The sequence below is a fragment of the Leifsonia psychrotolerans genome, from assembly GCF_013410665.1.
In the GTDB taxonomy this organism is placed as follows: domain Bacteria; phylum Actinomycetota; class Actinomycetes; order Actinomycetales; family Microbacteriaceae; genus Cryobacterium; species Cryobacterium psychrotolerans_A.
Genome location: NZ_JACCFM010000001.1, coordinates 1323705 through 1339041 on the forward strand (window position 1 = coordinate 1323705; position 15337 = coordinate 1339041).

Below are 15337 nucleotides of genomic sequence, written 5' to 3' on the forward strand. Positions count from 1 at the left end.
ACTACTTCTCTTCTCTATCTGTTTCAACGTTGATGTCTTCATCCGCGTTAATGTCTTCGAACGCTTGGAATCCCGCAAGCGCTGACCACCGAGGATCGCGTATTTCTTGTGGTTCGAGCACCGGGGATTCGGCAAGCCGCAGCCCAGTCTCCATGTCGAGACCGGGGCAGTCCGGCCGGCAAACCGGCTGGAAGGGCAGTGATAAAACCACCGCATCCCTGATCAGAGGTTCAAGATCCACGTGGTCATCTTGAACCTCAAACTCAAAAGCTTCGTCTAAAGAGTACGCGAAAAGATCCTGAATCTCGACTTGGACAGGCAACTCGACGTCAATCAGGCATCGACCGCACTCTCCGGCGGCGATTCCGGAGACCTCTGCGGTCACCAAAATGCCCTCATGGAGCGACTCAAGGCGCAGCTCTGTGGCCAGCACCGAACCGGCCTTCACCGCCACGAGACTCTCACCGAGCTGGTCGGGAACAACGATGTCGAGGTGGCGTTCGTGCATGGTGCCCGGTCGGTTGATAAGGTCGCGCACTTCAATCTTGTACGGCGTTTTGATGAACTTGCTCACAGAACAAATCTTACGCGTCCCGGACTGCACGTCCGTGCCGCCTGACGTGGAGACCGCCGAGCACCGACGGCCAGAGCGACGCCGGAAGCACCAACGCGAGGATACGGCTGCGGCGGCCTGAACCGACGCGTACCGCCCGCGTGACGACGCGGAGGTCGAGCGCGCTTTGTTCCCGCACAGCTGCCTCGAGGGGCGAAACCGCCTCCCCCACAGGACCGGTACCGTTCGGGCGCGCGTACCGGGCACGCTCCTCGTCGACCAGAAGACGCTGCAGCGCCGAAGCCACCTCGGCCGCGGCTACCTCGGTCGGTTCCGGTCGTGCCCCGACACGCTCGTTGATCGCCGAGGCAAGTTCGCGTGCAGTCTGCGTGTCCGAAACGTCGAGTCCATAATCGAGAGCCGAATCGGCCAGCTCACGCCACGCCTCTCGCCCAGCTCCCCCAGGAAGCTCGAGTCGCCTCAGGCGGCCGCGTCGGCGAAGTCGACGCACGGTGAGCGGAGCAGCGAGGAGAAGCAACACCCCGAGGCCGACGAACACCAGCCGCTGCAGGCTCCCCGCAGCCTCGGCCTCACGCTGGGCCGCCGGCGGTTCCGCGGCGATGAGGCCGTGTGGAGCCTGCTGCGGGCGCGGTGCGGTCGATGGTACGGGCTGATTGGGAGAGGTCTGCGGGGCGGTCACGGTCGTTGGTGTCGCGTAGCCGGGCACCGTTCCGCGGCCGGGCGTCGGCTCGAAGGGAACCCAGCCGATTCCTCCGAAATACAATTCAGGCCAGGAATGCAGGTCATGCGAATCGACCTGAAATTCGTTAGAGCCGACTCCGGCGGCCTGTGCGCGCACGCCCGGTAGGTAACCGACTGAAATTCGTGCCGGGATACCGAGAGTTCTGGCCATGATGGCCATGGCAGAGGCGAAGTGCACGCAGTAGCCGCTTTTCACCTCGAGAAACCTGCCGATGACGTCAACTCCGGCCCCGCTGTCGTTCGATACCGGGGCCTCCGTGGTGTACACGAATTGCTCTCCACGCAGGTAGTCCTGCAAGGCAACCGCCATCTCGTAGGGCGAGGTCGAACCTGCCGTCACCTCTCGGGCGGTCTGGTCGATGATGCCGGGGCGTGGAACCGGAACTTCCAGGTCCACTCCCATGCTCTCCGGGTACGAGGTCCCCGCCGAACCCAGCTGCTCCTTCGTCGGCGCGAGTTGCAGAGCGGTCACACGGTACTGCTGCCCTCGCGTCGTCGAATTGGCACTGGTGATCACCTGAGCGGAGGAATTCCAATACCAACTCCCCCTCAACCCGTTCACGGCGACGGCCGGGCTGGGAGCCGGGAGCCACGTCGTCGCCACACGGTCGATGCTCACCTGGGTCGTTGACTCGACGGTCTGGATCGTCTCAGAGAGCGCGGGAGGTCTCGTCATGTCGGCGACCGGCGTGTCGGTGCGTCCCGGCGGATCCGAGCTCGTCCAGGTATTGCCCGCAAAGCGGTCGAGGGTCAGCAGTTTGAAGTAGGGCTGCTCGCTGGCCGACGTCGTGTAATGCAAAACGGGGGTCGCCTCGGGGCGCCTGAGATCTGTGCCGATGTCGATCAGTGGACTCACCCCGGATCCGAAGAGCAAGCCCGTCGCCCGAGTACCCACCAGGTCGCTGTTTCCGAGCGCCGGGGTGACGATGCTGAGCACCAGGGCACCAACAATGCCGATGCTCCCGACGACGACGGACCCCCAAAGTGGACCGGGGCCGCTCCGGCCCGGAAGCGCCCCGGACGGCCCGCTCCGCTCCTTCGACGCCAGGCGGGCCTCGGCACGCCGACTGAGGCGCACATCGATCCGCAGAAGGCCCAGATAAGCCACCGCCGCCAGCGTCAAGACTGTGGGCGACGCCCCGCCATCGATCAGGAGGCCGGGCACGGCGAGCGTGATCAGCACGGGGAGCCCTGCCAGAGCCGGCCAACGGAAGGCGATCGCGAGGGCATCCATCACAACGGCCAGGAGGCCGGCTCCCGCCGTCAGAAGAAAGAGTATGCCGCTATCGACCGTTGCGGGAATGTTCTGCATCGCGATCGACCCCGACCCCGCAGCGATCAGTCCATCGAGATGAGTGATCGTCGCCGGCGTCGGGATCAGCCAGACAATGCCGGTTCCTGCTCCGAAGAAGAGAGTCAGAACGCCCACGAGAACTCCGACGCCGGCCAACGGAACCAGGCGTCGATCCATCCCCGCTCTGCGGAATAGCGCCCCGAAACCCAGCACGACGGCGGCAACGCCCACCATTGCGACCCACCAGCCGGAACCGGCGAGTAGCTCACCCAATGCGCTGACGCCCACAGCGAGAAATACCAGCAGCGCGAGTGTGAGCGGCCACAAGGACTCATGACGCGTGTCAGATCGCGTCATGAGCGGACCTTCCCCGCAGGGCGAGATCCCAGGCCGACGCGATCTCGTGCGTGCTCCGAACGGGGATACAGGTCCAGCCGGTGTCGGTAAGGCGATCGATCAGCGGGGCGCCCATCGTGTGAATCACGAACGCGATGGCCGGATCTGAGGTGGTGCTCAGCCTGGCCAAGTCGGCGACATCCTCCTCGTCGATCGCGACGAGCACGGCAAAGGTCGGTTCACGCCGACGACTCACCCCCGTCGTCCTCCCGGGCTGGCCCTCCGCCCGCAGTGCGCCGCGCAGAACCGGCACGACGCCAGCCAGGCCTTCGAGAAGCTCGCGGCTTCCACCCGGCGAAAGAAAAACGGCCGGGGGGTCCCCCCGTAGACCGCCGGTTTCGGTCCCGGCCCCCGGCGCCAATTGACTCGCACCGAGCTCTGAGACAGCCACACGGAAGCCGGCATCGATCAGGTGGGCTCCGATTGATGCGGTCAGTTCTATTGCCGTCTCGAAGGCATCGTCGTGGCGCGAGAACCAGTCGCTGCCCGCGAGGCTGTCGTGATCGGGTACGCCGCTCATCGTCGTATCGAGCACGAGCCGTGCCGAGGGGATGCTCCGTTGTTCTTCCTGCCGCACCATGATTTCGCCGTGCCGAGCCGTCGCCGGCCAATTCACGCGACGCAATGGGTCCCCGGGCCGATACTCCCGCGCAATCAGTTCATCAGAATGCGGATTGTGATGATGCAGAAGCTCACGGGCATTGCCCTCGCCGCCGGCCACACCGAGCCCGAGGCCGGGCAAGGCCGTGACCGGGGGCGTCACGATCAGATCGGCCACCGTGCCGCCGAGCCTCCGGCCATAGGCCAGGCCGAAGGGGTCGTAGGTGTGGAGCACGAGCGGCCCGAGGTCATAGAGCCCACGACAGGTCGGCGTCAGCCGGTAGTCGAGGACAACACGGTCTGCTCTGCTCCCTCGAGCGCCGCTACTGCGTGCCAGGGCGGGCAGCGCGGCAGCACCCGGCACCGACAATCCGGCAGACGTGCTCTCAGACCACCGCACCCCGTATAGCGGGCGGAAGGCCCGGTTGCGCACCTGAACCGCAACCCGAAGCGAGTTCCCCGCCGACACGACGGCTGGCCGGAACGTCCGTGAGACCTGCACTTTCACCTGTCGGAAGCCCACGTAGCACGCCGCTGTAATCGGCATGGCAACCAGGAGGGCACCGACGAAGATCAGATCGCGTCTGTCGAGAAATAGCGCCGCCAGGAACACTCCGCTGCCGATGATCAGAAAGCCCACGCCGCGCCGCGTCAATCGAGGCAACCACACCTCGCGGGCGAGCCGTCTGAGTGCCGACATGACTACGGCTGGCGAGGGAGGCCTGCCGGAACAGGCGTCGACTCGATGATTCTCGTGATGATCTCTTCGACCAGTGGCGCACTGTCATCATGGTGATGGCCGAGCGCTCGTCCCGTGGGGATGAGGCGATGGCTGAGCACGGGTACGGCAAGAGAGTCGATATCGTCGGGAAGCACATAGTCTCGCCCGTGAAGCGCGGCTTGAGCCTTCGCGGCACGGATCAGCTGCAGTGTCGCTCGCGGACTCGCACCGAGACGCAGGTCTCTGTCGTCACGGGTGGCGCGGACCAGGGCAACCGTGTATTCCTTGACGGCGTTAGAGGCGAAAACGTGTCGTACCGCGACCATCATCGCCCGCAACTCTTCGCCGGACACGACAGCAGACAGACGGGACAGAGGACTGGTGACATCGCGGGAATCGAGCATGGCCAGTTCGGAGCCGGTATCGGGGTATCCCATCGAGATTCTGGCCATGAATCGATCGCGTTGAGCCTCGGGCAATGCGTAGGTACCCTCCATCTCAATGGGGTTTTGGGTGGCCACCACGGTGAACGGCGCCGTGAGCGGATACGTGACACCGTCGACAGTGACCTGGCGTTCCTCCATACATTCCAGCAACGCCGACTGGGTCTTCGGACTGGCCCGATTGATCTCGTCGCCGATCACAATATTCGCGAAGACCGCTCCTCGCTTGAATTCGAAGCGTCGTTCGGCTTGGTTGAAGACGGAGACGCCCGTCACATCCGAGGGCAGTAAATCCGGCGTGAACTGAATGCGGCTGACCGAGCAGTCGACTGATGTGGCCAGGGCCTTGGCCAGCATCGTCTTTCCGACGCCCGGGACGTCTTCAATCAAGAGGTGGCCCCCGGCCAACAGCACCGTGAGCGCAGTGCGAACCGCGTCGGTCTTGCCGTCGATGACGGTTTCGACGTTGCGGATGATGGCGTGCGCAGCAGCGTGCAGGTCTGAGCTGGGCATCACCTGACGCTCCTCACCGAATGAACTGCCGCGAGCGGTGGATTTCTCCGTGCGGAGGATCGAGGGAACCTCCGCACGGAGCGGAACAGAACCGGCTGTCATACGGTCGCCCGTTGCAGATAATTAGCGACCGCAGCCGGGACGAACGGAGCAATATCGCCGCCCAGGGCTGCAACCTGGCGCACAAGAGAACTCGACACGTGTGCGTTGGCCGGGTCGGGAAGCAGGAACACGGTTTCGACGGCGGCCAGGTGCCGGTTGACGATCGCCATCGGTGTCTCGTATGCCACGTCGATCTGCGACCGGATCCCTTTGACGAGCACACTGGCCCCGACATCAATGCAATAGTCCACGAGAAGTCCCATGCTCCAGGATGCGACGACAATTGTGCCTGGCAGGCGTGCGTCGGCGATGGACTGTTCGAGCAACGAGACCCGCTGTGCGATGGGCAGGAGCGCAGTCTTTCCGGGGTTGTGCACGACAAGCACATGCAGTTCGTCGAAGAGACCGGCGGCGCGCCCGATCACGTCGAGGTGCCCGAGCGTGACGGGGTCAAATGATCCAGGGACAACGGCGATCCGGTGCATACGCTTCACACTACTGCCAGCCGCAGTCGCACGCTCGGCTTGACATGAACCTGGAAGGCATCGTTTCTTAGCCCTTACTGAGCCAGGCTCGCTCGGATTCGTCGAGGCGACGTCGCACGGCCTCGCGCAGTGCGGGGATCGTCCGGAGGCCTGGATCTCCGCCGACAAGCTGCTGGGCTGCCGCGCGCGCATCGGTGATCAAATCGGCGTCGGTGGCCACGCGCAGCAGCCGCAGCGAGGACCTGCCGCCCGATTGCAAGCCACCGAGAACGTCGCCCTCTCGACGGAGCTCGAGGTCGGCCTGAGCAAGCTCGAAACCGTCCAGAGTCGAGGCAACGGTTTCCACTCGCTGTCTCGCCATCGACTCGGCCTCGGCCTCAGTCACCAGCAAGCACAGGCCAGGGACCGCACCGCGCCCGACCCGGCCGCGCAGCTGGTGCAGCTGGGAGACGCCGAACCGGTCGGCATCCATCACGACCATGGCCGATGCATTGGGCACATCGACGCCGACCTCAATGACCGTGGTTGCCACCAACAGATCGAGTTCACCGGCCGCAAAGGCACGCATGGTGAGATCTTTCTGCTCGCTCGTCATACGGCCGTGTAGCGGTGCGATGCGAGCGCCCGCCAAAGCGGGTTTGGCGCGAAGCTCGACGATGAGTTCTTCAACCGTCGTCGGCCTGGCCTTGGCGGCGGGGTGCCCCGAGGCCGACACCGCGGTTCCCTCACCGGGATCATCCGCGCCCTCCTCGCCCTCCTCACGAACAGTGGGAGAGATTGCCGAGCAGACCACGAAGGCCTGTCGACCGAGCGCGAGTTCCTCGGCGAGCCGGGTCCAGACGCGTAAACCCCAGGCCGGCTTCTCAGCCAAAGGCACGACAAAGCTCTCGATTCCTTGCCGACCGCTCGGCAACTCGGCGATCGTGCTCACATCGAGGTCGCCGAACACCGTCATGGCGATGGTGCGCGGAATAGGCGTGGCAGTGAGCACGAGCACATGCGGCGGCGTGTCTCCCTTCTGCCGCAGCGTCTCACGCTGCTCGACGCCGAAGCGGTGCTGCTCATCGACAACCACCAGTCCGAGATCGTAAAACGACACCGCATCACCCAGCAGCGCATGAGTTCCGATCACGATGCGGGACTGACCGGACACCGTTCCCAACAGCGCCTTCTTGCGCTCGGCGGCCGAGAGTTGCCCCGTGAGCAAGAGGGGTCGAAGCTCAGCCGCGCGGTCGGGCCCGAGCATGTGCACGATTGATCGGAGGTGCTGGGCGGCCAGAACTTCGGTCGGCGCGAGCAACGCAGACTGTCCGCCCGAGTCGGCAACGGCCAGCATGGCCCGCAGCGCCACGACGGTTTTTCCCGAGCCCACCTCACCCTGCACCAGGCGGTTCATGGGAGACGTGGAGGCGAGATCCTGCGCGATCTCGGCACCCACGATCTTCTGGTCTCTCGTCAGCGTGAAGGGCAGACCGGCATCGAAATGTGCGAGGAAGCCGTCGGCACGCGGTGTGCGGGCGAGGGTGTGGCGCTCTCGTGCCGCGCTGTGCTGTTGCACGAGCGCGCATTGCAACACGAAGGCTTCAGTGAAACGCAGGGTGTCCCGCGCTTGTAACCACGACGCATCCTTCTGCGGACGGTGCACCTGCTCGAGTGCCTGACGGTGGCCCACCAACCGGCGCTCGCGTCGGATCTCGTCCGGCAGCGGATCGGGAAGTGCGCCGAGCCCGTCGAGGGCGAGGGCGATGGTCTTCTGGATCGTCCAGGTGGTCACGGCCGCGGTCGCCGGGTAGATCGGGATGGGCGCTTCTAACCAGCGTTGTTGAGCATCGAAATCAGTGGGAGCGTCACTCGCCTGTTCGAACAGTTCGTAGTCGGGGTGAGCCAGCTGCAAATTTGATTTGTACGCGGTCACCTTGCCGGTAAATATCCCGCGGCGGCCGGGGAGCAAATCGCGCTCGCGCCACGGCTGATTGAAAAATGTGAGGTACAGGATGCCGTGACCGTCTGAGATACGAGCCTCGACGATGGAACCACTGCGCGACTTCATGCTGCGTCTCTCGACCGACAGCACCTCGCCGACGAGCGTGACGTTCTCGCCCTGCGGCACCTCGCTGACCGCCGTGAGTTCACCACGGCGCGCATAACGGCGCGGGTAGTGGTTGAGGAGGTCACCCACCGTGACGATCCCAAACGCCTTGGTCAAGGGTGTCGCCGTGCGCCCCCCGGCCAGCGCCTGCACCGTGGTGTCGAGAGTCACACCTGCGGCAGGCACCGACAACGGGGCAGCCGCAGCACTGTGGTGGTGGTCGGCAGGTGGAGTACCAGTCATGTCTTGATGGTATTCGGCAGCACTGTCATTCGCAGCCGAGGAGCGCTGCAATCGGGGAGGGCTGCAATTGAGGCTCGTCGCACCCCACCGGTAGGCTCGAAGCGACATGACTCGAATCGTCGCCGGTTTTGCCGGAAATCTGACCTTGGCCGTTCCGAAGAGCGGCACCCGGCCCACAAGCGACCGCGTACGCGAGGCGATCTTCTCGGCGCTGGACTCCCGCGATGCCATCGCCCACACGCGGGTGCTTGACCTCTACGCCGGATCCGGCGGGCTCGGCTTGGAAGCCGCCAGTCGCGGGGCCCGCTCGGTCACACTGGTCGAGAAGAATTCAACGGCCGCTGCACTCTGCCGCAAGAATGCCGAAGCTATCTCGAAGCGGGCTCCCTCACGAGATGCGCCACGCATCCTGGTGACGGGCCAATCTGTTCAAGCATTCCTGAATTCGTCAACCACCGAGGTCGATTTGGTCTTCATCGACCCGCCCTACGAGCTGACCGATGAGGATCTCGCGCAGAACCTGGCCACGCTCGCGACGCTCCTCTCTGACGACGCGCTCGTCGTTGTCGAACGCAGCACCCGTTCACCCGAGCCTGACTGGGGCGATGCGCTCGTGCTCGTGAACCGCAAGAAATACGGCGAGACGACGGTCTGGTACGCCGAAACGGCTACCCGATAGCACCGTTCCACCCGCGGTACGGGTCCCACCCGCCCTGCGAGTGTGGCTTGCCGTCGACCAGAATCAGGCCGGCCCCTGCAGTGACGGTGCCAAGCGCACGGAATCCGGAGGGAAGCTCGGATCCAGCGGGGAAAGTCGCGAGAAGCCCGTGGTCTTCCCCGCCGTTGAGCGCACGCTCGATGTGGTCACCGAGCGCGGTCGATCGAAAGTCGATTCCCACCCCACTGGCCCGGGCGATGCGTCCCGCATCGATCGCGAGTCCGTCTGAGACGTCGAGCATGGCCGTTGCTCCGCACTCCGCCGCAACCGGACCGAGCGTGACGGGAGGTTCGGGCCGCAGCTGAGCGGCGAGCTGTTCCGGATTCCTCACCTTGAGCGCGTCTGCCCGCGCGGCGTTCGGGGTTCCTGCCTCATCGACGCCTTCTCGAAAGAGCAGCTCAAGACCGGCCGCGGCCTCACCGAGACGACCGGCCAGGGCGACAATGTCTCCCGGTCGCGCACCAGAGCGCAGCACGGCGGCACGCCCGTCAAGGTCGCCGAATGCCGTCACGGCAAGTGTCAGCGTGTCGGACGCCGAAAGATCGCCACCGACGACGCCGCAGCCGGGCGACAGCGCTGCGCAGGCAGAGCGCAGACCGTCCGCAATGCCTTCGATGGTTTCGATCGGGGTGTGCGGCGGTGCGGCGATGGCCACGACAAGCGCCGTCGGGCGCGCACCCATCGCAGCAACGTCGGAGAGGTTGGTGGCTGCTGCCTTCCAGCCGAGGTCGAACGGGGTCGACCAAGCGAGCCGAAAGTCGGGGCCATGAATCATCATGTCGGTCGTGACGACGAATCGGCCGTCCGGCGCGGCGACGATCGCGCAGTCGTCGCCCGGGCCGAGCAGTGCGGCATCCGCGTCGGGCAGGCGCGGAAAGATCCGAGCGAGCACCTGGCCCTCACTTAGATCGGCCAACGTCTCGGATCGAGTGGAAGGCGGTTCCGCAGCATTCGTCATGTCTCAAACGGTAGCCTGGATCCGATGACTCTCCGATTCCCGGCACGTTTCACTGCCGCAGCCCTGACCCTCACCGCTGGTGCAGCTTTGCTGACCGGATGCGCAGCCGCAGTTCCCTTGCAGCCCGCCGCCAATGCGATCGACGCCGGCTGCGCCGCCGTCGTGGTGCACCTGCCCGCCGCTGTTGCCGATGAGACGAAGCGTGAGACGAATGCGCAGGGAACCGGCGCGTGGGGCGACCCGGCGTCCATCCTGCTGCACTGCGGCGTCGCCGTGCCGGGGCCGACCACACAGGCCTGCGTGAGCGTCAACGGCATCGACTGGATTGAGGACGATTCCGCCGCGCCCACCTATCGTTTCACCACCTACGGCCGCGAACCGGCCGTCGAAGTGGTTCTGGACTCGGGCACGGTGGCCGGCTCGACAGTGCTCGCAGATCTGTCGAACGCGGTCTCGTATGCGCCGACCAACGGCAGCGCGTGCGTCGGCGCCGAAGACCTGCAGCTGCCCGAGGCGACCCCTGCTCCCTAGTCGCTGTACGGGGCTGGCTACGAGCCGTGAGCCGCGTGCGCCAGCGCCACGTCGATGAGTTCGTTGATGAGACTCGGATAGTCGAAACCGCTCGCCAACCAGCAGCTGGGGAACATGGAGATGGGGGTAAAGCCGGGCATGGTGTTGATCTCATTAATCACCCAGCCGTCGGCGGTCAAAAAGAAGTCGACCCGCGAAAGACCGGCGCCGTCGATAGCGTCGAAGGCACGAATCGCAAGCGTCTGCATCTCGGCCAGCTCGGCCGTGTCGAGCACAGCCGGACAGACCAGATCGATGCCGGGAGCATCGAGGTACTTCGCCGCAAAGTCGTAGAAGGCACGGCCGCTGACGACGACTTCACCGGCCACGGATGCCCGGGTCGGCTCCCCCGGACGCCCCTGCAACACCGCAACCTCAATCTCACGCCCGACGAGCGCCGATTCGATCAGAACCTTGGTATCTTCGGCGAACGCAACGGCCAGCGCCCCGGCTAGCTCATCGCGGCTCTCGACGCGGCTCACACCGACACTCGAGCCCGCCCGGGCCGGCTTCACAAACGCGGGTAGCCCCAATTCGTCCAGCGCGGCGTAGGCCGCTTCGGGTGCCGCCGCCCACGCATCCGCCGTGACGGTGTGCCATGGAGCGACGGGCAGCCCTGCCTGCTGAAATACCGTCTTGGTGAAGTGCTTGTCCATACCGAGTGAGGACGCCAAAACCTTCGAGCCCAGATACGGCAAGCCGACGAGGTCGAGCATGCCTTGAATGGTGCCATCCTCGCCGAACGGTCCATGCAAAATCGGGAATACAAGGTCAACGGCACCGAGCGAGCGTGTTCCGGACGCGTCGGTGACGTGAAGTTCTCTACTCTGGGTGCTCTCGGGCCAGCTCACGCGACTGCCATTGTCGATGACCTCGGGCAGTGACTGCGTGTTGAGCGCGAATTTGGCTGGGGAATCGTCTTCGAGAACGAAAGCACCATCCCGTGTAATCCCGATCGGGATCACGGTGTAGCGGCTGCGGTCAAGCGCCGTCAGTACTCCGCCCGCCGTGGCGCAGCTGATCGAATGTTCGCTTGAACGTCCCCCAAAGAGCACGGCTACCGTGAGCTTGTCCATCAATTGTCCTTTCGCCCTGCGGTTCGCCGGAGTCTGTTGTGAGGTGAGGAGCGATGTCCTTCGGGTGCAGCGTGCCAGCCAGCACCTGGCGCACCTGCTCGACAATGGGCATGTCGACGCCCTTCGCCTTCGCCAGTTCGAGAACGGGACCGACAGATGCGAGACCTTCGGTGGTCTGCTGCATCTGCTTGGTCACATCGGCGATGCTGTACCCCTGACCGAGCAGGCGACCCGCGGTGTTGTTGCGCGACAGCGGCGACTGACAGGTCGCGATGAGGTCGCCGAGACCAGCGAGACCCGCCAATGTCTCGGGCTGGGCGCCGTACGCGACCGCAAAATCGGTCATCTCAACGAGCCCGCGCGTGATGATCGAAGCCTTGGTGTTCTCGCCGTAACCGACCCCGTCAACAATGCCGATGGCCACGGCGATGAGATTCTTCAGCACGCCGCCGAACTCGGTACCGATCACATCCGTGTTCACAAAGGTGCGGAAGTAGCGTGTGTTGGCGAGCATCGCGATGGCCTGCGCGGTCTCGAGGCTGCTCGAGGAAACGACGGCTGCGGTGGGTTGCTCTTTGGCGATCTCAAGCGCGAGATTCGGGCCTGAGATGGCTGCGATGCGTGCCGGGTCGATCGGGAGGACCTCGGCGATGACCTCACTCATGCGCAGGCCGGTCGAGCGTTCGACGCCCTTCATCAGCGACACAATGAGCGCGTTTGAGGCCAGGTACGGTTCGGCGGAGACCAGGTTCTCGCGCAGCGACTGGCTGGGCACCGAGACGAAAACCTGTTCCGCACCGTGCAGAGCCAGGTCGAGCCGTGATGTGGCGCGCAGGCCAACGGGCAGGTTGATTCCCGGCAGGTAATCGCTGTTGCGTCGACCTTCGGTGATCTCTTTCGCGAGCTCTGGTCGACGCGCCCAGAGCATGACATCTGCTCCACCATCGGTGAGGATCTTGGCGAACGTGGTTCCCCAACTTCCGGCACCGAGCACTGCGACTCGGGTTCCTGGCTGAACCTTAGGCTTCAAAACGACCTGTCTCTTTCTGATCGTGTTCTGCGGGGTTCCAGCGCTTCGTGGGCGCCTTCTCTTCGCGGATGTCTTCCAACAGTGCGGTGATCGCATCCATGACAGCGGTGGTCGCCTCAGCCAAGGTCGCCGAGTCGAGACTGCGGCCACGGAATCGATCCAAATCGACGGGGTCGCCAATCTTCACGGTGATGTGTTTACGAGGGAACAGGCTGATCTTCTTCGAATACCGGGGCATAACACCCTGCGTGCCCCAGTGAGCGGCAGGAACGACCGGGATGTTCTGTTCCAATGCCACCCGTACGGCGCCGGTTTTGCCCCGCATCGGCCACATATCGGGGTCCCTCGTGAGCGTGCCCTCCGGGTACACAACGAGCATCTGACCGTTCTCGACGAGGCGCTCTGCTGCTCTCACCGGTTCGCTGCCGCGCATCGATCCGCCCCGCTGCACGGGAATCTGGCCTGACTTCGTCAGCAGGTAGCCGATCACCGGAATGGTGAACAGCGAGCCCTTGGCCATAAACCGGGGCAGTCGCCCGAGTTTCCAGGCGACCATGCCCATGACGACCGGGTCAATCTCGCTGTAATGGTTCGGCGCGAAGACGAAGGCACCCTGCGTCGGAAACTTCTCCCGGTCCCTGATCTCGAACTTGGCGATCAGGTTCATGGGCGGCACGGCGATTGCCGCCAGCAGCCAAAAGATCGACGGCCGGCTCTTTTCAGAGCGCGTTCTCCCCGACGAAGCGGACGATGCGGAATCTGGCGCTGGACTCGAGGCTGGCGTTGAATGTGAAGCTGGCACAGACCTATTATCCTTCGAGATCGAAGTCCGCCCCGAGCAGCTCGAGCTTGGTAATGAAGTTTTCGTAGCCACGTGCGATGATTCCCACGTTGCTGACGGTTGACGTGCCCTCGGCCGAGAGTGCAGCGATCAGATGGCTGAAGCCACCCCGGAGGTCAGGAACCTCGATGTCGGCACCGCGCAGCTTCGCCGGTCCGGTGATGACCGCGGAGTGATTGAAGTTGCGCTGACCGAACCGGCAGGGGTGACCGCCCAGGCATTCCTTGTGAATCTGGATCGTTGCCCCCATCTCAACCAGCGCGTCGACGAAGCCGAAACGCTGCTCATAGACGGTCTCGTGCACGATCGACACGCCGTGAGCCTTGGTGAGGGCGATCACGAGCGGCTGCTGCCAGTCGGTCATGAACCCGGGGTGCACATCGGTTTCGATGATGACGGGCTTCAGCTCTCCACCAGGGTGGTAGAAACGGATGCCGTCGTCGTGAATGTCGAAGGCCCCACCGACCTTGCGGAACACGTTCAGGAAGGTGATCATTTCGGCCTGACGGGCACCGCCGACGAAGATATCGCCGTCGGTGGCCAGTGCAGCGGCAGCCCAGCTGGCGGCCTCGTTGCGGTCGAAAAGCGCACGATGCTGATATCCGCTCAGCTGCTCGACGCCTTCGATGCGAATCACTCGGTCGGTGTCGACGGTGATGATGGCACCCATCTTCTGCAAGATGTTGATGAGATCCATGATCTCGGGTTCGATCGCCGCGCCCTTGAGCTCCGTGATTCCCTCGGCACGCACGGCCGTGAGCAGCACCTGCTCGGTCGCACCGACGCTCGGGTATGGCAGGTCGACCTTGGTGCCTTTGAGGCCGTTCGGCGCCGACATCCGGATGCCGTTCGGCTGCTTTTCGACGACGGCGCCGAACTTGCGCAGCACCTCGAGGTGGTAGTCGATGGGGCGGTCGCCGATGCGGCAGCCCCCGAGGTCGGGGATGAACGCCTCACCAAGTCGGTGCAGCAACGGGCCACAGAACAGGATCGGGATACGCGACGAACCCGCGTGAGCGTCGATGTCGGCAAAGTGCGCGCTTTCGACGTTGATCGGGTCGAGGATGAGCTCGCCGGGCTCCTCGCCGTCGGTGACTTTGACGCCGTGAACCTCAAGCAGGCCTCGCACGATTCGAACATCGCTGATGTTCGGAACATCCTTCAGCACACTCGGCGTTTCGCCGAGGAGAGCCGCGACCATGGCCTTGGTCACGAGGTTCTTCGCACCCTTCAGCTCAATCCGACCGACCAGGGGGCGTCCGCCACGGATGGTGATGCGATCACCGAGGAGACCGACGGCTGCGCCATGGTTCTGCGCGTCTTGACCGAGTGTGCTCACAAATTACCTACCTTGCAGGGAGAGTGCGGGGTCGCCATGACTCCCGCTGGGATTCGAATTCTACGATTCGCGCCTCATCGCGCAGGGTCAGTCCGATGTCATCGAGACCTTCGAGTAACCGCCACCTAGTGTAATCGTCGATCTCAAATGAGACTGTGAGGTCGCCGATGTGAGCCGTCTTTTCAACCAGATTGACTGTGATTTCAATGCCGGGACTCGCCTCGATGGCGCTCCAGAGCAGCTCGGCGTCTGCCTCAGTGATCTGGCCGGCCACAAGGCCCTGCTTGCCGGAGTTGCCGCGGAAGATGTCGCCGAACCGGGGGCTGAGCACCACGTCGAAACCGAAGTCGCGCAGCGCCCAGACCGCGTGCTCACGCGAGGACCCCGTGCCGAAATCCGCGCCGGCCACCAGCACGCGTGCGCCCTGGTAGGCCGGCTGGTTCAGTACGAAGTCGGGGTCGGCGCGCCAACCGGCGAAGAGTGCGTCTTCGAAGCCGGTTTTGGTGACCCGCTTGAGGTATACGGCGGGGATGATCTGGTCGGTGTCGACGTTGGAGCGGCGCAACGGCACACCCACACCGGTGACGGTCGTGAACTTTTCCAT

General features: G+C 64.4%; 14 protein-coding genes. 2 read left to right on the forward strand and 12 right to left on the reverse strand.

The window, feature by feature from the left end; all coding sequences use genetic code 11:
- Position 1: 1 nt before the first annotated feature.
- From HNR05_RS06205 to HNR05_RS06230, 6 genes are all read right to left on the reverse strand, one after another.
- On the reverse strand, positions 2-574 hold the full coding sequence (locus HNR05_RS06205; protein ID WP_343062486.1) for a YceD family protein: 573 nt from the start codon (positions 572-574) through the stop codon (positions 2-4).
- 10 nt (positions 575-584) lie between these two features.
- Positions 585-2966: a transglutaminase TgpA family protein gene (locus HNR05_RS06210; protein WP_179578235.1), complete on the reverse strand. Its 2382-nt coding sequence runs from the start codon at positions 2964-2966 to the stop codon at positions 585-587.
- Complete coding sequence (locus tag HNR05_RS06215; protein WP_179578236.1) at positions 2953-4305, reverse strand: DUF58 domain-containing protein; 1353 nt, start codon at positions 4303-4305, stop codon at positions 2953-2955. The genes HNR05_RS06210 and HNR05_RS06215 overlap by 14 nt, the downstream gene beginning before the upstream one ends.
- Before the next feature lie 2 nt (positions 4306-4307).
- Positions 4308-5282: an AAA family ATPase gene (locus HNR05_RS06220; RefSeq protein WP_246318359.1), complete on the reverse strand. Its 975-nt coding sequence runs from the start codon at positions 5280-5282 to the stop codon at positions 4308-4310.
- A 98-nt stretch (positions 5283-5380) separates the two neighbouring features.
- Positions 5381-5869: a pantetheine-phosphate adenylyltransferase gene (gene coaD, locus HNR05_RS06225; RefSeq protein ID WP_179578238.1), complete on the reverse strand. Its 489-nt coding sequence runs from the start codon at positions 5867-5869 to the stop codon at positions 5381-5383.
- A gap of 67 nt (positions 5870-5936) precedes the next feature.
- Positions 5937-8201: an ATP-dependent DNA helicase RecG gene (locus HNR05_RS06230; RefSeq protein WP_179578239.1), complete on the reverse strand. Its 2265-nt coding sequence runs from the start codon at positions 8199-8201 to the stop codon at positions 5937-5939.
- Between the two features lie 106 nt (positions 8202-8307).
- On the opposite strand from HNR05_RS06230, the gene rsmD reads away from it, so the two are divergent.
- On the forward strand, positions 8308-8880 hold the full coding sequence (gene rsmD, locus HNR05_RS06235; RefSeq protein ID WP_179578240.1) for a 16S rRNA (guanine(966)-N(2))-methyltransferase RsmD: 573 nt from the start codon (positions 8308-8310) through the stop codon (positions 8878-8880).
- Here rsmD and thiL read toward each other — a convergent pair.
- Positions 8870-9877: a thiamine-phosphate kinase gene (thiL, locus tag HNR05_RS06240; protein WP_179578241.1), complete on the reverse strand. Its 1008-nt coding sequence runs from the start codon at positions 9875-9877 to the stop codon at positions 8870-8872. The genes rsmD and thiL overlap by 11 nt on opposite strands.
- A gap of 24 nt (positions 9878-9901) precedes the next feature.
- On the opposite strand from thiL, the gene HNR05_RS06245 reads away from it, so the two are divergent.
- Complete coding sequence (locus tag HNR05_RS06245; RefSeq protein ID WP_179578242.1) at positions 9902-10408, forward strand: DUF3515 family protein; 507 nt, start codon at positions 9902-9904, stop codon at positions 10406-10408.
- A gap of 17 nt (positions 10409-10425) precedes the next feature.
- On the opposite strand, the gene HNR05_RS06250 is transcribed toward HNR05_RS06245, so the two are convergent.
- From HNR05_RS06250 to leuD, 5 genes are all read right to left on the reverse strand, one after another.
- Entirely contained in the window at positions 10426-11523 is a 1098-nt protein-coding gene (locus HNR05_RS06250; protein ID WP_179578243.1) for a D-alanine--D-alanine ligase family protein, read from the reverse strand.
- Positions 11429-12517: an NAD(P)H-dependent glycerol-3-phosphate dehydrogenase gene (locus HNR05_RS06255; protein WP_343062487.1), complete on the reverse strand. Its 1089-nt coding sequence runs from the start codon at positions 12515-12517 to the stop codon at positions 11429-11431. The genes HNR05_RS06250 and HNR05_RS06255 overlap by 95 nt, the downstream gene beginning before the upstream one ends.
- A gap of 25 nt (positions 12518-12542) precedes the next feature.
- Entirely contained in the window at positions 12543-13220 is a 678-nt protein-coding gene (locus HNR05_RS06260; protein ID WP_179580626.1) for a lysophospholipid acyltransferase family protein, read from the reverse strand.
- A 142-nt stretch (positions 13221-13362) separates the two neighbouring features.
- On the reverse strand, positions 13363-14733 hold the full coding sequence (murA, locus tag HNR05_RS06265; RefSeq protein ID WP_179578245.1) for a UDP-N-acetylglucosamine 1-carboxyvinyltransferase: 1371 nt from the start codon (positions 14731-14733) through the stop codon (positions 13363-13365).
- Positions 14734-14740: 7 nt separating this feature from the next.
- Positions 14741-15337, reverse strand: a complete 597-nt coding sequence (gene leuD, locus HNR05_RS06270) for a 3-isopropylmalate dehydratase small subunit (protein ID WP_179578246.1) — start codon at positions 15335-15337, stop codon at positions 14741-14743.